At 70.1% G+C, this 20,748-nt stretch carries 15 protein-coding genes; 14 read left to right on the forward strand and 1 reads right to left on the reverse strand.

What is annotated here, in order from left to right; all coding sequences use genetic code 11:
• Window positions 1–109: 109 nt before the first annotated feature.
• The 14 genes from FB381_RS24410 (at window position 110) to FB381_RS03345 (ending at window position 19,703) form a co-directional block, all read left to right on the forward strand.
• Window positions 110–3,010, forward strand: coding sequence for a helix-turn-helix transcriptional regulator (locus tag FB381_RS24410; protein WP_170225036.1), 2,901 nt, complete (start codon window positions 110–112; stop codon window positions 3,008–3,010).
• Window positions 3,011–3,154: 144 nt separating this feature from the next.
• Entirely contained in the window at window positions 3,155–3,295 is a 141-nt protein-coding gene (locus tag FB381_RS23800; RefSeq protein ID WP_170225037.1) for a hypothetical protein, read from the forward strand.
• Window positions 3,296–3,354: 59 nt separating this feature from the next.
• Window positions 3,355–6,315: a helix-turn-helix transcriptional regulator gene (locus FB381_RS03290; RefSeq protein ID WP_170225038.1), complete on the forward strand. Its 2,961-nt coding sequence runs from the start codon at window positions 3,355–3,357 to the stop codon at window positions 6,313–6,315.
• A gap of 97 nt (window positions 6,316–6,412) precedes the next feature.
• A complete protein-coding gene (locus tag FB381_RS03295) occupies window positions 6,413–7,018 on the forward strand; it encodes a hypothetical protein (RefSeq protein WP_141778965.1) in 606 nt (201 codons plus the stop codon).
• A 48-nt stretch (window positions 7,019–7,066) separates the two neighbouring features.
• A complete protein-coding gene (locus FB381_RS03300; RefSeq protein ID WP_141778966.1) occupies window positions 7,067–7,918 on the forward strand; it encodes an aldo/keto reductase in 852 nt (283 codons plus the stop codon).
• Window positions 7,919–8,146: 228 nt separating this feature from the next.
• Window positions 8,147–10,027: a molecular chaperone DnaK gene (gene dnaK, locus FB381_RS03305; protein WP_141778967.1), complete on the forward strand. Its 1,881-nt coding sequence runs from the start codon at window positions 8,147–8,149 to the stop codon at window positions 10,025–10,027.
• Entirely contained in the window at window positions 10,024–10,791 is a 768-nt protein-coding gene (grpE, locus tag FB381_RS03310; protein WP_141778968.1) for a nucleotide exchange factor GrpE, read from the forward strand. The genes dnaK and grpE overlap by 4 nt, the downstream gene beginning before the upstream one ends.
• A 77-nt stretch (window positions 10,792–10,868) precedes the next feature.
• Complete coding sequence (locus FB381_RS03315; RefSeq protein ID WP_141778969.1) at window positions 10,869–12,059, forward strand: DnaJ C-terminal domain-containing protein; 1,191 nt, start codon at window positions 10,869–10,871, stop codon at window positions 12,057–12,059.
• Between the two features lie 6 nt (window positions 12,060–12,065).
• Window positions 12,066–12,539: a heat shock protein transcriptional repressor HspR gene (locus FB381_RS03320; protein WP_141778970.1), complete on the forward strand. Its 474-nt coding sequence runs from the start codon at window positions 12,066–12,068 to the stop codon at window positions 12,537–12,539.
• Between the two features lie 227 nt (window positions 12,540–12,766).
• Window positions 12,767–14,095, forward strand: a complete 1,329-nt coding sequence (locus tag FB381_RS03325; protein WP_211352312.1) for a DUF445 domain-containing protein — start codon at window positions 12,767–12,769, stop codon at window positions 14,093–14,095.
• Complete coding sequence (locus FB381_RS03330) at window positions 14,092–15,123, forward strand: Abi-alpha family protein (RefSeq protein WP_141778971.1); 1,032 nt, start codon at window positions 14,092–14,094, stop codon at window positions 15,121–15,123. Before FB381_RS03325 ends, FB381_RS03330 begins: the two co-directional genes overlap by 4 nt.
• Before the next feature lie 70 nt (window positions 15,124–15,193).
• The gene (locus tag FB381_RS03335; protein ID WP_141778972.1) at window positions 15,194–16,516 is read left to right on the forward strand and encodes a DUF445 domain-containing protein; all 1,323 of its coding nucleotides are present in this window, start codon (window positions 15,194–15,196) and stop codon (window positions 16,514–16,516) included.
• Entirely contained in the window at window positions 16,513–17,409 is an 897-nt protein-coding gene (locus tag FB381_RS03340; RefSeq protein ID WP_211352313.1) for an Abi-alpha family protein, read from the forward strand. The genes FB381_RS03335 and FB381_RS03340 overlap by 4 nt, the downstream gene beginning before the upstream one ends.
• A gap of 47 nt (window positions 17,410–17,456) precedes the next feature.
• Window positions 17,457–19,703 (forward strand): transglycosylase domain-containing protein, encoded by a 2,247-nt coding sequence (locus FB381_RS03345; protein WP_246087941.1) that lies wholly within the window; start codon window positions 17,457–17,459, stop codon window positions 19,701–19,703.
• A 35-nt stretch (window positions 19,704–19,738) separates the two neighbouring features.
• Here the strand turns inward: FB381_RS03345 and FB381_RS03350 are convergent, their stop codons facing one another.
• Complete coding sequence (locus FB381_RS03350; RefSeq protein WP_141778974.1) at window positions 19,739–20,590, reverse strand: GTP-binding protein LepA; 852 nt, start codon at window positions 20,588–20,590, stop codon at window positions 19,739–19,741.
• Window positions 20,591–20,748 lie beyond the last annotated feature (158 nt).

Consider the following 20,748-nt stretch of genomic DNA (forward strand, 5'->3'; position numbering starts at 1 on the left):
GTCGTGGCACCACAACGCCGAGCAGGAGCGATCCGGCTCGGCGTTGTTCCATGTCCGGGCCTCGAAAAATGACAGCCCGAGGGCGGCGGATCACGCGATGATGTCGCTCATGGCGCAAAGTGCCGAGAGGCTCATCGGCCGCGACGCCGACCTGAAGACCCTGGCCGGGCTGGTCGGCATCGCCCGGGCGTCCCGGGGCAGCCACGTGCTCCTCGCCGGTGACGCCGGCGTCGGCAAGACCCGGCTCCTGCGCGAGCTGCGCACCCGAGCGGTCGCAGAGGGCCGCGAGGTGCTGGTCGGGCACTGTCTCGACTTCGGCGACAGCGCGGAGGCCTACCTCCCGTTCACCGAGATCCTCGGCCAGGTCACGGGCGCTCTCCCGGAGGTGGTGACCCAGGTCGCCGACACCCACCCGGCGCTCCTGCGGATGGCCCCGGTGGCGCGCCTGCTCGGCGGAGCCGACACCGCCGACCAGGAGGCGCTCGACCGGGGCAACCTCTTCGCCGCGATCCACGCGCTGCTCGAGCGCGCGGCCGCGAAGGCGCCGGTGCTGGTGCTCGTCGAGGACGCCCACTGGGCCGACCAGTCGACCCGTGACCTGCTGACCTTCCTCTTCACCCGGCCGTTCGACGGGCCGGTCACGCTGGTGGTGTCCTACCGGGCCGACGATCTCCACCGCCGCCACCCGCTGCGCCGCCAGCTCGCCGAGTGGACCCGGCTGCCCTCGGTCGAGCGGTTCCATCTCGGCCGGCTCTCCGACGACGACGTACGCCTCCTGGTCGGTGAGCTCGCCGGCGACCCCGATGCCGGGTTCGACGTGGAGAGCGTCGTACGCCGCGCTGACGGCAACGCCTTCTTCGTCGAGGAGCTGGTGCAGGCCGCCGGTGCCGACGAGCTGCCCTGGGATCTCGCCGACCTGCTCCTGATCAGGCTGGAGCAGCTCGATGCGACCGCACGAGAGGTGGTCGACACCGCGAGCGCCGCCGGTCGCGACGTCAGCGACGAGCTGCTCGAGGCCGTCGCCGGACTCGACCGGACCGCCCTCGACGCGGGGCTGCGGCAGGCGATCGAGCGCGCGATCCTGGTGTCGCGCGACGACGGCTACTACCTCTTCCGGCACGCGCTGCTCGGCGAAGCGGTCTACGACGACCTGCTCCCGGGGGAGCGGGTGCGGCTCCATCAGCGGTATGTCGAGGCGCTGAACCGTGACCTCACCACGGGCAACGCGGCCGGTCTCGCGCGTCATGCTCGTCTCGCCGGCGACCACGAGACCGCGTTGCGCGCCGGGATCGCGGCCGGTGACGAGGCTGCGGCGACCGGTGGCCCCGACGAGGCCTCTCAGCACTATCAGCAGGCGATCGCGCTGCTCGCCGGCCGCAGCCACTCCGACGACGACACCCAGCGTCTCGTCGACCTGGTGGTCAAGGCCAGCGACGCGATGGTCGCCGCCGGGCACGCCGACCGCGCCGGAAAACTGGCCCGTGAGCAGCGCGAGTCGCTCCCGGCGGATGCTCCCGGGTTGTGGCGCGCGCAGCTGATGACGGTCGAGATCGAGACCAGCTTCGCCTATGTCAACGACGTCCGGGTGGAGGCGCTCGCCGAGGCGGCGATCGCCGAGCTGCCCGCCGACGCTCCGCCGATGGTGCGCGCCCGGCTGCTCGCGGCGTACGCCCGGGTGCTGATGATCTACCGCCGTCACGACGACGCCGAGAAGGCCGGTCGCGAGGCGTTGGCGCTGGCCGAGGAGCTCGGCCGCACCGGCCTCGCCGCGGATGTCGCGGCGACGCTGGCCGGTTCGTGGGGCCGTCCGTCGCAGGCCTGGATCGAGCCGCTGCGCGAGGCTGTCGCCAGGGCCGCCAAGGTCGGTGCGCTGCACCCGGAGCTGCGCGCCCGGATCCAGCTCGGCTTCGCCCTCGACGCCGCCGACCGGCTCGACGAGGCCGGCGAGAACCACCGCAGCGCCTTCGAGCTCGGCGTGCAACGGGGCGTCCCGTGGGCGCCCTACGCCTTCGACGCCCGGATCGCGTGGCTCGGCCATCTCCACACCATCGGCCGGTGGGACGACGCGCTCGCGCTCACCGACGCCTACGGCATCCCGCCGGCGCTGTGGCCGTGGCTGGAGTCGAAGCGGCTGATGATCGAGCAGGGCCGCGGCGCGGACGTCGGCGCGGAGGCGCGGCGGCTGCGGCCGTCGTGGAAGCAGGAGGTCGCCACCGCCAGCGAGTCGGTGCCGGTCGAGATCAGGGCCGCCGCGCACCGCGGTGACGTCGGCGGCGTCATCGAGGCCTATGACGCCGGAGTCGAGGCTCTCACCGCCGGCTGGGGAGAGTGGTTCGCCGCCCAGGCGCGGCTCTCAGCGATCGCGGTCGGCGCGATCTGCGTGACCATCCCGGCGCTGCCGGTCGGCGAGCGCCGGCAGGTGACGACACAGGTGGACCGCATCGTCGCCGAGGGCATGCGGCCGGTCGGGCCGGACCGGCACTGGGGGCTGGAGGGGCAGGCGTGGTCGGCTCGGCTCGAGGCGGAGGGGCTGCGTGCGCACTGGCTGGCCGGCATCGAGCCGCCCGATCAGGACAACCTCGTCGCCGCCTGGCGAAAGAGCGTGACCACCTTCGAGGCCTACCCGCACGTGCACGAGCTCGCCTGGTCGCGCGTGCGGCTGGCGGAGGTGCTCCGAACCGGTGGCGACGTCGCCGGAGCCCGCGGGCTGGCCGATCTGGCCCGCGAGGCCGGCACACAGCTGGGTGCCCAGCCGCTGCTCGATCAGCTGCGTACGCTCGGCACCACGCCGCAGCGGTCGCAGACCGGCTCCTCCGACCAGCTCACCGCCCGCGAGAGCGAGATCCTCGCCCTGGTCGCCGCCGGCCGCAGCAACGGCGAGATCGGCAAGCAGCTGTTCATCTCGACCAAGACCGTCTCCGTGCACGTCTCCAACATCCTGGGCAAGCTCGGCGCCTCCGGCCGGACGGAGGCGGCCGCGATCGGGCGCCGCCGCGGCCTGGTCGACTGAGGCGTCGGGCTGAGAGATCGGCCTGGGAGATCGGCCCGGGAGATCGCCCTGAGACGCACGTCACGGGCGAATGAGGCAGCACAGGCGTACGTCTAAGGCAGGAGACTCATGTGCCGCACTACCTCAGAGACTGAGGCTGGATGCATGACGTACACCAACCTGATCAGCTACGACGCCGAGCTTCGCTACCGCCAGCAGGCCATCCGTCGTGCCACCGCCGCCGACCGGCTCGCGCGCCAGGTCAAGCGCCGCCGCCCCCGCCGGATGGACTCGATCCACAACTGAGACCTCGGAGCGGGTAAATGCAGAAGAATCCCGAGCCGGAACGCGCGATGATAGGCGACATGGCGCAAAGTGCTCGGTCCTTCGTCGGCCGCGATCCCGAGCTGAAGAGTCTCACCGGGCTGCTCGGGGTGGGGCCCACCTCTGCCGAGACGTCGCCCGAGTCGGCTGAGTCGGCCGGATCGCCCGCGAGCGACCGCCAGCACGTGCTGCTGGCCGGTGACGCCGGCGTCGGCAAGACCCGGCTGCTCACCGCGTTGCGTGACCGTGCGGTCGCCGACGGCTGGCAGGTGCACGCCGGACACTGCGTCAACTTCGGTGAGAGCGCGGTGGCCTACATGCCGTTCTCGGAGATCCTCGACCGGATCGTCACCGACTTCCCCGATGTCGTCGAGCGGGTGGCGGCCGACTACCCGGCGCTGGCCAGGCTGCGTCCGGTGCGCCGGGTGATGGGTGCCAACCACGGCGCTGCCGCCACCGGCACCGACCGGGGCCAGCTCTTCGACGCCGTGCACACCCTCTTCGAGGCGGCCGCCGAGAAGGCGCCGCTGCTGGTCGTGGTCGAAGACACCCACTGGGCCGACGAGTCCACCCGCGACCTGCTCACCTATCTCTTCACCCGGCCCTTCGACAACGCGGTCGCCGTGGTCGCGAGCTATCGCGCCGACGACATCCACCGCCGCCATCCGCTGCGCCGCCAGGTCGGTGAGTGGGCGCGGCTGCCTGCGGTCGAGCGGATCGTGCTCGAGCCGCTCACCGACGACTCGGTGCGGCTGCTGGTCCACGAGCTGGCCAGCGGCAAGGTCGACGCCGAACGGGTCGTACGCCGCGCCGAGGGCAACGCCTTCTTCGTCGAGGAGCTGGTGCAGGCCGGCTGCGACGAGGATCTCCCGGTCGACCTCGCCGACCTGCTGCTGGTGCGCCTCGACCGGCTCGACGGAGCGGCCCGGAGCGTCGTACGCACGGCGTCGATCGCGGGGCGTCGCGTCACCCACGAGCTGCTCGCCGCGGTGACCGAGATGAAGACCGACGAGCTCGACGACGCGCTGCGCACCGCGGTCGAGCAGAAGGTGCTCGAGCCGACGGGGTCGCGCTACACCTTCCGCCACGCGCTGCTGACCGAGGCGGTCTACGACGACCTGCTGCCCGGCGAGCGGGTGCGGCTGCACGCCCGCTTCGCCGCGGTGCTGAAGGAGACCCCCGGGCTCGGGGCGGCCGCCGAGCTCGCGCTCCACGCCAAGCGGGCCGGAGATCTCCCCACCGCCCTGCGCGCCCGCATCGCCGCGGCCGAGGAGGCCCGCAGCGTCAGCGGTGTCGGCGAGGCGGCGCAGCACTACGAGAAGGCGCTGGGTCTGGCCGCGGACCCGCAGATCGCCGAGGCGGCGGAGGTCAACCTCGACCGCGTCTACGAGCGCGCCGCCGACACGCTCATCTTCGCGGGCCTGCCCTCACGGGCCGACGCGATCCTGGGCGAGCGGCTGGGCGTGATCCCGAGCGGGCCGTCCGTGGCGCGGGCGCTGCTGCTCGCGACGAGGGCCGAGGCGGCCCACGCGATGGAGAGCGGCGACCCGCTTCGCCACTCCCACGACGCCGTGCTGGCGCTCCCCGACGACGCCGAGCCCAAGGCGCGGTGCGCGGTGCTCGCGGTGCGCACCCGCACGCTGGTCGCCTTCCGGCGTGCCGACGAGGCCGAGACCGTCGGCCTGGAAGGCATCGAGATCGCCGAGCGCCACAGCCTCTCCAAGCTCGCCTCCGACATGGCCACCAGCCTGTCGATGCTCAAGGTGCGCACGGGCAGCGCGGCCGGCAGCAAGGTCGAGGGCTTCCGTCAGGTGCTGCGCGAGACGATCGACCAGGCGCGACAGGTCGGCTCGACGTACGCGGTCAGCCGGGGGATGTTCGCCCTCGGCCGCTCCTACGACGAGGCCGGAGACTTCGCCGAGGCGTTGAAGTGGTTCCGTGCCGTGCTCGACGACACCGGCGGCGAGTCGCTGCAGTGGTCGCCCTTCGTCTCCGCCGCCCGGGCCGACATCGTGCGCATCCAGATGATCCTGGGGGAGTGGGACGAGGCGCTGGCGCTCGCCGGCGGCAACCTCCCCGACGCGCCGCCGATCCCGGTCGCCCTCCTCGACATGCTCCGGATGATCATGGAGCAGGCGCGCGGCGCGAACCACGGTGAAGCGGCCGCGGCGCTGCGTCCGTTCTGGAGCCAGGAGGGCCTGATCGCGCTCTTCGGGGCCACCGTGGAGATGTCAGCGGCGGGGCGTGCGGGCGACCACGCGAAGGTGCTGCAGGTCTACGCCGACACCGTCGAGATGCTCTCGCAGTTCTGGACCGAGTGGTTCGGCGGCCGGGTGCGGCTGGCGGTCGTGGCCGCGTCCGCGATCGCGCAGATGCTGCCGTCGCTCCCGGCGGCGCAGTGGCCCGCCTTGGTGGAGGCCGTCGACGGGTTGCACAGCGACGGCGAGCATGTCGTCGCGCAGTACCAGCCGGGCGAGTGGGGCCCGGAGGGGCAGGCCTGGACCGCGCGGCTCGAGGCCGAGACGCTCCGCGTCCACTGGCTGGCCGGCATCGACGCCCCGCCCCAGGAGTCGCTCCTGGCGGCATGGGAGCGCGCGGAGCAGCAGGTCGAGGCCTACGGCGACGTGCCCGGGCTCGCCGCGGTCCGCACGACGTACGCCGTGATCCAGCGAGCGACCGGCGACGTCGCCGCCTCGCGGGCGACCGCCGACAAGGCCAGGGAGGGCGCGAAGCGGCTCGGCCTGCAGCCGCTGCTCGACGAGCTGAAGTCGCTCGGGGCGACGCCGGTCAAGCAGCAGCAGGCCTCGATGACGCTGACCCCGCGGGAGGGTGAGATCCTGGCGCTGGTCGCCGCGGGCCGCAGCAACGGCGAGATCGGCAAGCAGCTGTTCATCGCCACGAAGACGGTCTCCGTGCACGTCTCCAACATCCTCGGAAAGCTGGGCGCCGGCAGCCGCACGGAGGCCGCCGCCATCGCGCGTCGCCAGCAGCTGATCGGCTGAATGTCGCGAAGTCGGGACGCGGGCGTCGCATCGCCCGCATGATGGATACGTGGGGGTAGAACCGAGCAGAGGCACGCGCCATCCGATCGTGGCGGGTGTGACCGCGCTCGTCGCCGTCGCCCTCGGCGTGGGGCTGATCGCCGGCATCGCGATGTTCGTCGGCGCCAACGTCGTCGGTTTCGGCGGCGGAGGCAGCGGCGAGTCCACCGACCGGGCCACCGACCCGGATGCCGGTGCCACCCTCTACGCGCCGGCGCCGGTGCCGACCAAGACCGCGACGGGTCCGGCGATCACGCTGCACGCCTCGCCCACGACCGCGACCGAGAAGAAGGCCGCCTCGAGCTCCGCCTCGCCGTCGGAGAAGGCCTCGAAGAGCACGACTGCCGACAACGCCGCCGACAAGACCTCCGACGAGAAGTCGACGGGCGAGAAGCGGATCACGCTCCAGGCCGGCACCGTCTCGGCCAAGCCGATGGAGACGATCTCTCTCACCGGCATCTACCCGGGAGGCGAGGGCGCCATCCTGCGGCTGGAGCGCCGCGAGGGCGGCACCTGGAAGGAGTTCGGCATCTCCGACGTCCGCGTCACCGGGGAGCAGTTCACCACCAAGATCCAGTCCGGACGCATCGGCCGCCACAAGTTCCGGATGAAGGACGTCGACTCCGGCGCCGTTTCCAACAAGGTGAGCGTCACCATCGGCTGAGCCGGGCGTGTCTGGAATAGCGCGAGATCTGCCCTGTTGTCACTAGGTATGACTGTTCCTACCAACAAGCTCAACGACGGCACTTCGATCCCGCAGTTCGGCATCGGCGTCTGGCAGGTGCCCCAGGACGAGGCGGAGCAGGTGGTGAGCGAGGCCCTCGAGGTCGGCTACCGCCACATCGACACCGCGCAGATGTATCAGAACGAGGCAGGTGTGGGCGCCGCGCTGAAGAGCGCCGGCCTCGCGCGCGACTACGTCTACGTCACGACCAAGCTCAACAACTCCCACCACGACCCGGCCGCAGCCAAGGCATCGCTCGAGAAGTCGCTCGAGAAGCTCGGCCTCGACCGGGTCGACCTGTTCCTGATCCACTGGCCGCTGCCGACGCAGTACGGCGGGGCGTACGCGAAGACGTGGGAGGCCCTGGTCGGCCTGCGCGAGGAGGGCCTGGCGACCTCGGTCGGCGTCTCCAACTTCCAGCCGAACCACCTCGACGAGATCGTGGCGGCCACCGGCGTCGTGCCGGCGGTCAACCAGATCGAGGTGCACCCCTACTTCACGAACGAGGCCGCCCGTGCGGCCACCCAGGCCCATGGCGCGAAGGTCGAGTCATGGTCGCCGCTGGGCCAGGGTGGCGGCGAGCTCACCGACCCGGCGGTCACCGTGATCGCCGAGGCGCACGGCAAGTCGCCGGCCCAGGTGCTGCTGCGCTGGCAGATCGAGCGCGGCGACATCGTCTTCCCCAAGTCCGTACGCCGCGAGCGGCTCGAGGAGAACCTCGAGATCTTCGACTTCGAGCTCACCGCCGACGAGGTCGCCTCCCTCGCGGCCCTCGACAAGGGCGAGGCCGGCCGCGCCGGCCCCAACCCCGACACGTTCGACTGGATCCCGGCTTCCTGACGAGCCGGTCGCACCGGCCGCTCGGAAGCGACCGCTCGAGCAGCGGAATAGGCGGCGTACGCCCTTCGTTGTGACGTGTGAGCGAAGTTGAGTTGAATCGGCTCAACTTATTTGTCAGACTCGGTTCGGCGGTCGCCGCGAGGCGGCCCCGAACCGGTCTTTCGGGCCCGTCCTCAGGCCGACCCGGATCCCACATACACACAGCTTCAACATGCGGAGGTAAGCAAGATGGCACGTGCCGTCGGTATCGACCTCGGGACCACCAACTCGGTCGTCTCGGTTCTGGAGGGTGGCGAGGCCACCGTCATCGCGAATGCCGAGGGCGCCCGTACGACGCCTTCCGTGGTCGCGTTCAGCAAGTCCGGTGAGGTGCTGGTCGGCGAGGTCGCCAAGCGCCAGGCCGTCACCAACGTCGACCGCACGATCCGTTCGGTCAAGCGTCACATGGGCACCGACTGGAAGGTGAACATCGACGACAAGGACTTCACCTCCCAGCAGATCAGCGCGTTCGTGCTGCAGAAGCTGAAGCGCGACGCCGAGGCCTACCTCGGTGAGCCCGTCACCGACGCGGTCATCACCGTGCCGGCCTACTTCTCCGACTCGCAGCGCCAGGCCACCAAGGAGGCCGGTGAGATCGCGGGCCTCAACGTCTCCCGCATCGTCAACGAGCCGACCGCCGCCGCGCTGGCCTACGGCCTCGACAAGGGCGACGACCAGACCATCCTCGTCTTCGACCTCGGTGGCGGCACGTTCGACGTCTCCCTGCTCGAGATCGGTGAGGGTGTCGTCGAGGTCAAGGCCACCTCCGGTGACAACCACCTCGGTGGTGACGACTGGGACAACGCCGTCGTCAGCTGGATGGTCGACAAGTTCAAGTCGGCCAACGGTGTCGACCTGGCCGCCGACAAGATCGCCGCCCAGCGCCTCCAGGAGGCCGCCGAGAAGGCGAAGATCGAGCTCTCCTCGAGCCAGAACACGAGCATCCACCTGCCCTACATCACCCACGGTGAGTCCGGCCCCCTCCACTTCGAGGAGACCCTGACCCGTGCGGAGTTCCAGAAGATCACCGCCGACCTGCTCGACCGCACCAAGAAGCCGTTCGAGTCGGTCCTCAAGGACGCCGGTGTTGCGCTCAAGGACATCGACCACGTCGTCCTGGTCGGCGGCTCGACCCGCATGCCGGCCGTGACCGAGCTGGTCAAGAGCCTGCTCGGCGGCAAGGAGCCCAACAAGGGCGTCAACCCCGACGAGGTCGTCGCCGTGGGCGCCGCGCTGCAGGCCGGCGTGCTGAAGGGCGAGGTCAAGGACGTCCTGCTCCTCGACGTCACCCCGCTGAGCCTCGGCATCGAGACCAAGGGCGGTGTCTTCACCACCCTGATCGAGCGCAACACCACCATTCCGACCAAGCGTTCGGAGATCTTCACGACCGCTGACGACAACCAGCCGTCGGTCGAGATCAAGGTCGCCCAGGGCGAGCGCCCGATGTGGTCGGAGAACCAGCCGCTGGGCAACTTCGAGCTCACCGGCCTCCCGCCGGCGCCGCGTGGCGTGCCGAAGATCGAGGTCGCCTTCGACATCGACGCCAACGGCATCGTGCACGTCTCCGCCAAGGACCAGGCCTCGGGCCGCGAGCAGTCCATGACGATCTCCGGCGGCTCCGCGCTGTCGAAGGACGACATCGACCGCATGGTCAAGGAGGCCGAGCAGTACGCCGAGGAGGACGCCAAGCGTCGCGAGTCCATCGAGATCCGCAACCAGGGCGACAGCCTCGTCTACACCACCGAGAAGTTCATCACCGACTCCGGCGACAAGGTCCCGGACGACGTGAAGACCGAGGTGCAGGGCGACCTCGACGCGCTGAAGAAGGTGCTCGAGGACGCCGAGGCCGACAAGGACACCATCCAGGCCGCGATCACCAAGCTCGGTGAGTCCTCGCAGAAGATGGGCGCGGCGATGTACGCCTCGGCCGAGGCCGAGCAGTCCGCTGCCGGCGGTGCCACCGGCGCCACCGGTGAGGCCGACGACGACGTCGTCGACGCGGAGATCGTCGACGAGCCCGTCGAGGGCGAGACCGGCGACGCCGCAGGTGAAGAGGGCGACAAGAAGTGACGAAGCGCCGCCCCAGCGGGGCGGAGGAGGCCGTCGAGGAGACGGCCTCCGAGGCTCCGCTACCCGAGACCGAGGCCGAAGAGGCCGAGCCCACCGACGCCGAGCCCACCGAGGCTGAGTCGACCGAGGCTGAGTCTGCTGAGGCCGAGCCGTCCGAGTCGTCCGAGGACGGTTCCGACGACGAGCCGACGCAGGTGCATGTCGGCGGCTCCGCGGACGACGCCGGCGACGCCGCCGACGACGCTGACGACATCGCCGTCGAGGATCTCGACGACGAGGAGCCGGCCGAGGCTGACGACGAGGCCGCGATCGTGGAGGAGAGTGAGGAGCCTGTGACCGACGACGTCGACAAGCGGGTCGCCGAGCTCACCACCGACCTGCAGCGTCTTCAGGCGGAGTACGTCAACTACAAGAGGCGGGTCGACCGTGACCGTGAGCTGGTCGCGCAGAACGCGACCTACAAGGTGCTCACGCCGATCGTGGAGGTGCTCGACACCATCGACCGTGCCCGTGAGCACGGCGAGGTCGAGGGCGGCTTCAAGGCCGTCTCCGACCAGCTCGAGAAGATCGTGACCAATCTGGGTCTGAAGAAGTTCGGCGAGCCGGGCGATGTCTTCGACCCCAACCGTCACGAGGCGCTCAGCCACATGGGCACCGACCCCGAGGTCGAGGAGACCTCCGTGAAGCTGGTCGCCAAGGCCGGCTACATGATCGGTGAGCGGGTCGTCAGGGCCGCACAGGTCCTGGTCGTCGACCCGGAGTGACAAAAGTGGGTGGCCGGGTCGCCCGGGACGATCGTCTCGGGCGACGCGGCCACCGAGACCAAGGGAGGAGGGGCTAGGTGGCAGAGAAGGACGGGATCCGGCCGGACTGGATCAACAAGGACTACTACGCCGAGCTGGGTGTCAAGAAGGACGCCTCGGGCGACGAGATCAAGAAGGCTTATCGCAAGCTCGCGCGGGCCAACCACCCCGACTCCAACCCGGGTGACGACGCCAAGCACGACACCTTCAAGAAGGTCGCCGAGGCCTACGACGTCGTCGGAGACCCGGAGAAGCGGAAGAAGTACGACGAGGTGCGCTCGCTGGGCGCCTCGGGTGGCTTCGGCGGCGGGTTCGGCGGTGGCGCCGGCCGCGGCTACAACTTCGAGGATCTCTTCGGAGGCGGTGGGGCGCAGACCGGCCCCGGTGGCCTCGGCGACATGTTCGGCGACCTCTTCGGGGGCGGCGCCGGCGGCGGCTTCGGCGGGCGGCGTACGACTCCGCGGCCGCGGCCGGTCAAGGGTGCCGACGTCGAGACGAGCGCCACGATCGGGTTCACCGATGCGCTCGACGGTGTGACGATCTCGCTGCGACTCACCTCCGACGCCGCCTGCCCCGACTGCAACGGCACCGGCGGCAAGCCCGGCACCAAGCCGCGGGTCTGCCCCGAGTGCGAGGGTGCGGGCTATGTGGTCAACTCCGTCGGCGGTGCGTTCTCGATGAACGAGACCTGCCCGCGCTGCGGTGGCCGCCAGCTGATCTACGACGAGGCCTGCCCGACGTGCCGTGGCTCCGGTCGCGGCACCTCCGCGCGCACCATCCAGGCGCGCATCCCGGCCGGGGTCAAGGACCGTCAGCGGATCCGGCTCAAGGGCAAGGGTGGCGCCGGCGAGAGCGGTGGCCCGTCCGGTGACCTCTACGTCACCGTGCACGTCACGCCGCACAGGGTCTTCGGCCGCAAGGACGACAACCTCACCATCGACGTGCCGGTCGGGTTCGACGAGCTGGCGCTCGGGGCGGAGGCCAAGCTGCCGACGCTGACCGGCTCACCGGTGACGCTGCGCATCCCCGCGGGCACCCCCAACGGGCGTACGTTCCGGGTGCGGGGCAAGGGTTTCCGCCGCTCCGACGGCACCACGGGCGACCTGCTCGCGACCGTCGAGGTGCAGATCCCGGCCGTGCTCGACGCCGATGCCAAGGCTGCCGTCGAGGCCTACCGCAAGGCGACCGCCGACAAACCGCTGCGTACGTCTCTTCTCGAGGATTCGTGATGAGTGATGAACGATCGTGAGGCACGAGCGGGACAGCAGGGCCCGAAGACGCCCGGCTACAGCAACCCGGCTCCCGACGCCGCTGTCTATGTCATCAGCGTCGCCGCGGAGCTGACCGGGCTCCACCCGCAGACGCTGCGCACCTACGAGCGCATGGGTCTGATCACCCCGGGACGCACCGGGGGCGGCGGCCGGCGCTACTCGTTCCACGACATCGAGCTGCTGCGCTCGATCGCCGAGCTGACCGCGTCCGGCATCGGCATCGAGGGGGTGCGCCGCATCCTCTCGCTCGAGCAGCACGTCGATGCCGTGCGCAGGCGCAACGAGGAGCTCGTGCACGAGCTGGCTGCGACGCGCGAGGCGCTGGCCCAGGCGTTGGCGGCCGCGTCTCAGGCGCAGGCCTCACCGAGCAGACTTCCGGCCGTCCGCCAGCCCTCCCCGGGCCAGGCGGTCGTCGTGTGGCGGCGTCAGCGCGGGTAGTGACGGGGCTGCCAGATTCCTACTGATCGCTTGACAGAATTGTTGGCGAGTTGTGGGTTTTGGGTACAGCCGGTGTTGGTGGTATTGGCGCATACTGGTGAGTAAGCCGCGGATGTCGGACCAACCCCCATATGGTCGGGGCAACTGCGGCGGACCCGGTGGTGCCGACCCGAGACGGACCCACCGGGTCCTTCCAGTTTTATGACGCGTCGGGCAGGATCGAGCCCGTGACCAGCGTCGTCGATGTGCTCTCCGGCTGGAGTGACCTGGTCGAGGGGACGGACTGGGTCGCGTTCTGGTCGATCCCCGTCTTCACCGCCGTGATCGGCTGGCTGATCAACTGGTCGGGTCTGTGGATGCTGTTCTCACCGATCCACTTCCACGGGGTCGTCGTGCCCGGGCTCGCGCGCATCGCCGGCTCGCTGCCGCGCAAGGTGCAGGAGATCCCAGGTGTCCTGCGCGGTGGTCTCGGCTGGCAGGGCATCGTGCCGGCGCGGGCGGCCAAGATGGGGTCGATCGCGGTCGACCGGGCGCTCTCGCGGATGGCCTCGGCCAGCGACCTCTACGAGCAGCTCGAGCCCGACAGGATCGCGGCTCACATCGTCGACGTGTTCCGGCCCGAGATCCCGTTCCTGGTCGACGAGATCATGTGGCGCGAGCACCCGCGGTTCTGGCGCGACTTGCCGCGGCCGCTGCGTACGACCGTGGTCGAGCGGGTCCAGGACCGGCTCCCCGACGTCGTCGGCGAGGTGATGGTGGAGATCGGCGAGCATATCGACCAGCTCTTCGACCCGAAGCTCATGGTGATCGAGAACTTCGAGAAGGACCCGTCGATCATCGTGCGGATCTTCAAGGACTTCGGCGCGCGCGAGCTGCGGATGATGGTCGTCTTCGGCGCGATCTTCGGTTTCCTGCTCGGCATCCCGGTCGCCGCGGTCGACCAGGCGTTCCACATCTGGTGGCTGCTCCCGATCCTCGGGGTGCTGGTCGGCTGGACGACCAACCTGCTCGGCATGCTGCTCATCTTCGCGCCCGCCGATCCCAGGCGGATCGGCCCCTTCAAGATCCAGGCGCTCTTCGCGCGCAGGCAGTGGGAGGCCTCCGACGTCTACGGCAAGCACATCGCCGCCAACGTGATCACGCTCGAGCACATCGGTGACCATCTGCTCAACGGGGCCAGCGGCGACCGCACCCGCCAGATGCTCGCCTCGGCCCTGGAGCCGGCGGTCAACGCCGCGGTCGGGCCTGCCTACGGTGCGGTGCGGGTGGCGGTGGGCACGCGGAGGTTCGACGCGATCCGGTCCTCGGTCGCCGAGAGTGCCGTCGACTACACGCTCATGCCGATGCGTGACGCTGCCTTCAGCGTGAAGCAGTCGGCCAATATCCGAAGGTTGATCGCCGAGCGGTGTCGGGCCCTGCCTCCGAGCACATTCGTTGAGATGATGAGAGCCGCGATCAAGGAGGACGAGTGGCTGCTCTACGCCCACGGGGCGATCATGGGCCTGGCGGGCGGGTTCCTGCACGTCGCGGTCTTCGACTGGTGGAACGTGCTGTGAAGACCCTGCACATCAACCCCGAGCCGGGGCCCGCGCGGGCCCCGACGGAGCCGGCCGAGCTGGCCGGGCCGACCGGGCCGACCGGGCCGGGCCGCCCGAGCGAGCCGGCCGAGGAGCTGGTCGACGGACGCGAGGGCATGCACCACCTGCCCACGCCGGCCCCGAGCGGCGGTCTCGTCGACGAGGCGAGGGATGCGCTCCCGGGCCTGCTCAGGATCTCCGCGGTCACCGTCGCCCACACCGCGGGCTGGGGTCTGAAGACGTACGCCCGTTCGGTGGGTCGCGTCGCGAAGGCGGTCGTCGACCCCAACGAGGCCGTGCGGCTGAGCGAGGACGTCGCGAGCAACGCGCGTCAGGTGACCGGGTTCGCGAAGCGGGTCGCCACGGGCAACCCGATCACCGGGCTGCTCGAGCGCTACGCCCTGCCGGCCGCCGAGAACGCGCGTACGGCGATGGAGGGTCGTGCCGCCCGGGTCAACGGCGCCGCACCGGCGGCCAGCCCGGAGCGTCTGCGCCGCACGGGGGAGGAGCTGCTGCGCAGGTCGCGCGACGTATGGGACGACAACGAGCGTCACCCCGCGTTCGTCGCGATCCTTAACGAGCTGGCCCCCGACGAGGCCCGCGTCCTGGTGCTCATGCTCAAGGAGGGGCCGCAGCCGGCCGTCGACGTGGTCGAGGGCGGCCTGTTCGGGGCGCTGCGCGGCTCACGCACGGTCGCCCACGGCCTGACCATGATCGGGCCGCAGGCCAGCGTACGTTTCCCGTCGCTGGTGCCGCAGTATCTCGACAACCTGACCAGGCTCGGGCTCGTGCGGCAGTCGGAGGACCCCGTCGCCGACCTGGTGCGCTATCAGGTGGTCGAGGCACAGCCCGACGTGCTCGAGGCCGTCCACTCGACCGGCGGCACCCGGATCAAGCGGCGCTCGATCCTGCTGACCCCGTTCGGTCAGGACTTCGCCCGTGCCTGTTTCGCCGGCGGCGACGCCCTCGACGAGCTGCCTGTGCACCACGCGCCGCCGGACGCTTGAGGGTGTTGGCGTTCGTTGTAGGTAGGGTACGCATCCGACGGTCTATGCAGCTCGGGCGGAAGGAGCACGGATGTCGCCGGAGTGGCAGGAATCGCTGACCAGCTGGTTCGAGAGCTGGGCTGCCCACGTGCACTGGCTCTCGCTGATCACCATCCCGGTCTTCACCGGCGTGATCGGCTGGCTGATCAACTGGTCCGGCCTCTACATGCTCTTCGCGCCGCTCTCGTTCAAGGGTTTCCGCGTGCCGGGGCTCAAGGAGCTCACCACGGTGCTGCCGCACAAGCTGCAGGAGGTGCCCGGCTTCGCGCAGGGCGGCCTCGGCTGGCAGGGCATCATCCCGGCGCGAGCGGCGAAGATGGGCTCGATCGCCGTCGACAAGGCGATCGCCAAGCTCGGCACGCCCAGCGACTTCTACCAGCAGCTCGGCCCCTCCGAGATCGCCACGCACATCGTGGAGACGTTCCGCCCCGAGGTGCCCGAGCTGGTCGACCAGATCATGATGCGCGAGCATCCCCGCCTCTGGCGCGACCTTCCGCAGGCGGTCAAGGGCGCGATCATCACCCGCGTGCAGGCGCAGCTGCCCACGATCGTGCACAAGGTCACCGACGACATCGGACTGCACATCGACCAGCTCCTCGACCCGAAGCTGATGGTCATCGACCACTTCCGCAAGCACCCTGCCCTCGTGGTGAGGATCTTCCGCGACTTCGGCCAGCGAGAGCTCAACCTGATGGTCGCCTTCGGGTTCATCTTCGGCTTCCTGCTCGGCGTGCCGGTGGCCCTGATCGACCAGACCTTCCACATCTGGTGGCTGCTGCCCGTGCTCGGTGTGGTCGTCGGTTGGGTGACCAACCTGCTCGGCATGTGGCTGATCTTCGAGCCCGCCGAGCCGCGCCGCATCTTCGGGATCAAGGTGCAAGGCCTCTTCCCGCGGCGTCAGGAGCAGGCCGCGGAGGTCTACGCCGACATCATCGCGACCGACGTGATCACGCTCGAGCGCATCGGTGACTTCCTCCTCGACGGCCCCCGCGGCGACGCCACCCGCATGCTCCTGGTCAACGCGCTGACTCCCGCCGTCGACCGGGCCGCCGGGCCCTACCGGGGTGCAGTGCGGATCGCGCTCGGGTCGGAGAGGTTCGACCGCATCAGCAGCTCGGTCGCGACCGAGGCCGCCGACCGCACCCTGGTGCCGTTCCGCGATCCGGGCTTCAGCCGTCACCAGGCCATCAAGATCCGCGACCTGGTCGCGCGACGCACCAAGGAGCTGCCGCCGGGCGACTTCGTGGACATGATGAGATCGGCCATCAAGGAGGACGAGTGGATGCTCTACGCCCACGGGGCGATCATGGGACTCGCGGGCGGCTTCCTTCACCTTCTAATCTTTCCCACATGAGTCTCCTGGGCAAGGTCATGCCGACCGCCTCCGCCGTCGCCGACACCGTTCCCGGCCTGGCGCGGGTGGCGGCCGATGCTGCCTGGCACACCGCCGGATGGGGCGTGCGCTCCTCGGCCCGCACCGGCATCCGGGTCGCGCGCGCCGTGGTCGATCAGGACGTACGTGTCGGGCTGATGCGCGAGACGGCCGAGGTGGTGGGGCTCGTCGCCGGCACCGCGGCCCGGGTGGTGCTGCCTGCCGGCAAGCAGCCGACCCTGGAGCTCACCGAGGCCGACCACGAGTCGACGGGCGGCGACATCGTGCTGGCCCGCACCCACGACGCCGAGACGTCGGAGGACTCCCTGCCCGTGCTGCGCCGCCGCGGGGCCGACCTGCTCGATCGTTCGCGTGACGTGTGGGCCGACGAGCAGGGGCACCCGGCGTACGCCCGGATCCTCGACGAGCTCGCGCCCGACGAGGCGCGGATGCTGCTCTACCTGCTCAAGGCGGGGCCGCAGCCCTCGGTGGACGTGCGCACCGGTGGGCCCGCCGGTCTCGTCGGCAGCACCATGATCGCGCCCGGGCTCAACATGATCGCCGGACGCAGCGGCGCTCGTTATCCCGAGCGGGTCCCGGCCTATCTCAACAACCTCTTCCGGCTCGGGCTGGTGTGGTTCTCCAAGGAGCCGCTCGCCGACCCGCTAGAATACCAGGTGCTCGAGGCCCAGCCCGACGTGCTGGAGGCCCTGCACTCGGTGAAGTTCGCCAAGATCGTGCGCCGCTCGGTGCACCTGACCCCGTTCGGCGAGGCCTTCGGCCGCACCACGCTCGTCGACGAGGTCGCAGCCGAAGCCGCGTTCCCGGAGCATCAGGCCCCGGGCACCGGTGGGGCAGATCTCCCGCGTGCTTGAGCCGCCGGTAACTTGGTAGTCCTATGGCCCGGAAACCCCCACTGACCATGCCGTTCCATCGCGTCGCGATGCGGTTCGCGGCGTTCATCGGCGTGGCCGCGGTGACCGGGCTCGTGGCCTCCGGGCTGGCGCTCCCGCTGATCCACATGACCGGGGTGGCGGCGAAGACCAGCGCCAAGGCCGTCGACAACATGCCGCTCGACATGGACATGGGCGAGCTCTCGCAGACGACCCGCATCCTCGACGCGCACGGCAACCTCATCACCACCCTGTTCGACCAGAACCGGTCCTACAAGCCGCTCGACCAGATCTCGCCCAACATGCCGAAGGCGCTGCTCGCCATCGAGGACAGCCGCTTCTACGAGCACGGCGCGATGGACCTCAAGGGCACGCTCCGGGCGCTGCTGCGCAACTCCGCCTCGGGCTCCGTGCAGGGTGGCGGCTCCTCGATCACCCAGCAGCTGGTGAAGACCACGCTGGTCTACGGCGCCGACACCGATGCCGAGCGGGCCGCCGCGATCGAGAAGTCCACGGCACGCAAGATCCGTGAGCTGCGCTATGCGATCTGGCTCGAGGAGAACCACGACAAGGACTGGATCCTCGAGCGCTACCTCAACGCCGCCTACTTCGGCGACTCCGCCTACGGCGTGCAGGCGGCCGCGAAGCACTACTTCAACGTCGACGCCGCCGACCTGTCGTGGGGCCAAGCCGCGATGCTGGCCGGGATGGTGAAGAACCCGACCGGCTACGACCCGACCGACTACCCCGACGCCGCGATCGCCCGTCGCGACCTGGTGATCGAGCGGCTGATCCGGCTCGGCGACGTCTCCCGTGCCGACGGCGAGAAGCTCAAGGACGCCGACCTCGGGCTCGATGTGCAGAGCAACCGCAACGGCTGCTTCGGGTCCTCGGCCGAGTTCCTCTGCGACTACGCGCTGCAGTGGCTGCTGGCCGACGAATCGCTGGGTGCGACCGAGGCCGAGCGCTGGCGGCTGCTGCAGACCGGCGGCCTGACGATCAGGACCACGCTCGACGCCTCGTTCCAGAAGGCCGCCCAGAAGTCGGTGAGCAGCCACGTCTCGGCGACCAACAACGCCGTCGGTGCGCTGGCGATGGTCGAGCCCGGCACCGGTGACGTCAAGGCGCTGGCCCAGTCACGGCCGATGGGGGAGAACCGCCGCAAGGGCGAGTCCTACCTCAACTATCTGGTGCCGGAGAAGTACGGAGACGCCAAGGGCTTCCAGGCGGGCTCAACCTTCAAGGTCTTCGTCGGCGCCTCCGCGATCGAGAAGGGCTTCCCGCTCAAGCAGCAGATCTCCTCGCCGCCGAAGCGCACCTTCAACAAGAGCTCCTTCGCCAACTGTCCCGGGGAGGGCAGGTTCAACTCCGAGCCGTGGCCGGTGAGCAACTCGACCACCTCGGGCCCGAAGAGCCTCTACACCGGCACCCGGGAGTCGGTGAACACCTTCTACGCCGCGATGGAGCAGTTCACCGGTGTCTGCGCGCCCTACGCGCTGGCCCAGAAGATGGGCGTCGAGCTGACCGATCCCGGGCTCGAGCGGGTGCCGGCCTTCACCCTCGGCACGGCCAACGTCAGCCCGCTGGAGATGGCCGAGGCATACGCCACGTTCGGTGCGCGCGGCAAACACTGCGACTCCCGGCCGGTGACCGAGATCATCGGTCCGGACGGCAAGGCGATCAAGGAGTACGCCTCCTCGTGCGAGCAGGTGATGCGTACGAGCACGGCCGACGCGATGAACGACATCCTCCGCGGCCTGCTGCAGCCCGGCGGATTCGGCCAGAAGCTCGCCCTGCAGGTGCCGGCGGCCGGCAAGACCGGCACGATCAACTCCAACATGGCGGTGTGGTTCAACGGCTACACGCCGAGGCTCGCGACCGCCTCGATGATCGCCGGTGCCGACTACAACGGCAACTGGGTCACGCTCAACGGGCAGCGCCTCAACGGCACCTATATCGCCTCGGCCTCCGGCTCCACCGTCGCCGGCCCGATGTGGGCAGACGCCATGCGTGCGGTCGACAACAAGGTCGGCTACCAGAACTTCGTACGCCCCGGCGCCGGCGTGATCAACGGCAAGGGCGTCAAGGTGCCGAAGGTCGAGGGCCTCTCGGTCGGCAAGGCGTCGGCCCGGCTGAAGAAGGCTGGTTTCAAACCGACCGTCGGCAAGCGGGTGAAGTCGCACTGGAAGGCCGGCAAGGTCGTCGGCACCGTGCCTGGTGGCCGCGCGCTCAAGGGCGCCACCGTCACGCTGCTCGTCTCGAAATGGCACGGGTGAGGGGCGATCGTTCACCGAGGTGACTCGGTGAACATTCAGGCCGCCGCCCGCGCCTCGGCTGCCTCGACCGCGTCCCGAAAGGCACGCGCCACGTAGTCGGGCACCGCGAGACCACGGCTGCGGGCCCAGAGCAGCTCCTGCTCGACGCGCGCCACGTCGGCAGCGAGGTCGCGGCCCTGATGGTGCACTCCGAGGGTCTCCATCACGTCGCCGAAGTCGGCCAGCTGCGTCGGGTTGTTGACCCCGACGGGTGCGAAGGAGATGCTGCGCATGCGTCGCACCAGCCACCTCTGCCAGCCGGCGAGCGTCGCCCAGTGTGATCGTGCGGAGAGCTGGTAGAAGGCGTAGTGGCCGGGCTCCTGGCGCTTGATCGGCGCGATGACGGTCTCGGCGACCGCCTTCTCGCCGCTCTCGACGACACCGTCGTGCATCAGGTTGTAGGCGATGACCGCCGAGCGCTCGGTGGCCATCCCGGTCAGGTAGTAGAGCATCCGGCACACGTCCTGGAACGGCTCCAGGTGGGCGAGCAGGCCGAGCACCTTCAGCTTCAGCCCGACGTGTTCGAGGTCGGTGGTCGCCGGCGGGCGCCCGACGACCTGCTGGAGCCGGTCGAGGATCAGCCCGTGCTGGACCTCCTGCGGCTGCCACACCTCGGCGTAGAAGAGCTGGTCGATCTCCGGTGGGTCGGGCAGCATCGTGGTGATCTCGAGTACGTTGCGGTCGACCTCCAGCTCGACGCGAGCCATGTAGTCGAGCACGTGCCCGAAGCGCGCCCCGAAGCCCTCGGGGTCGTGGACGGTGAAGTCGACCGACTCCATCGGGATCGGGGGATGTTCTTCGCCGAGGCGCGCGACGTGCGCGGCGAGGCGGTCACTGTGGCTGAGCATCAGGCGTCTCCCGGTGGGGTGTCATCAGCAGGTCCAGTCTGCCCGCACTCAGGTGGGTTGTAACCCGATTTTATGTTGTCGCGCATCGTCCGCAGGGCCCCTCGATGGTTCTCGGCGCCGGCCGTCGCCGCCGTCGACAGGGCTTCGGTGCGGTCGAT

The sequence above is a fragment of the Nocardioides albertanoniae genome, assembly GCF_006716315.1.
GTDB lineage: Bacteria > Actinomycetota > Actinomycetes > Propionibacteriales > Nocardioidaceae > Nocardioides > Nocardioides albertanoniae.

What these genes read in the sequence shown, in the direction of transcription:
- FB381_RS24410 (WP_170225036.1), top strand. Translation starts at nt 110, where the DNA reads ATGGCGCAAAGTGCCGAGAGGCTCATCGGCCGCGACGCCGACCTGAAG.
- FB381_RS23800 (WP_170225037.1), top strand. Translation starts at nt 3,155, where the DNA reads ATGACGTACACCAACCTGATCAGCTACGACGCCGAGCTTCGCTACCGC.
- FB381_RS03290 (WP_170225038.1), top strand. Translation starts at nt 3,355, where the DNA reads ATGGCGCAAAGTGCTCGGTCCTTCGTCGGCCGCGATCCCGAGCTGAAG.
- FB381_RS03300 (WP_141778966.1), top strand. Translation starts at nt 7,067, where the DNA reads ATGACTGTTCCTACCAACAAGCTCAACGACGGCACTTCGATCCCGCAG.
- dnaK (WP_141778967.1), top strand. Translation starts at nt 8,147, where the DNA reads ATGGCACGTGCCGTCGGTATCGACCTCGGGACCACCAACTCGGTCGTC.
- FB381_RS03320 (WP_141778970.1), top strand. Translation starts at nt 12,066, where the DNA reads ATGAACGATCGTGAGGCACGAGCGGGACAGCAGGGCCCGAAGACGCCC.
- FB381_RS03335 (WP_141778972.1), top strand. Translation starts at nt 15,194, where the DNA reads ATGTCGCCGGAGTGGCAGGAATCGCTGACCAGCTGGTTCGAGAGCTGG.
- FB381_RS03340 (WP_211352313.1), top strand. Translation starts at nt 16,513, where the DNA reads ATGAGTCTCCTGGGCAAGGTCATGCCGACCGCCTCCGCCGTCGCCGAC.
- FB381_RS03345 (WP_246087941.1), top strand. Translation starts at nt 17,457, where the DNA reads ATGCCGTTCCATCGCGTCGCGATGCGGTTCGCGGCGTTCATCGGCGTG.
- FB381_RS03350 (WP_141778974.1), bottom strand. Translation starts at nt 20,590, where the DNA reads ATGCTCAGCCACAGTGACCGCCTCGCCGCGCACGTCGCGCGCCTCGGC.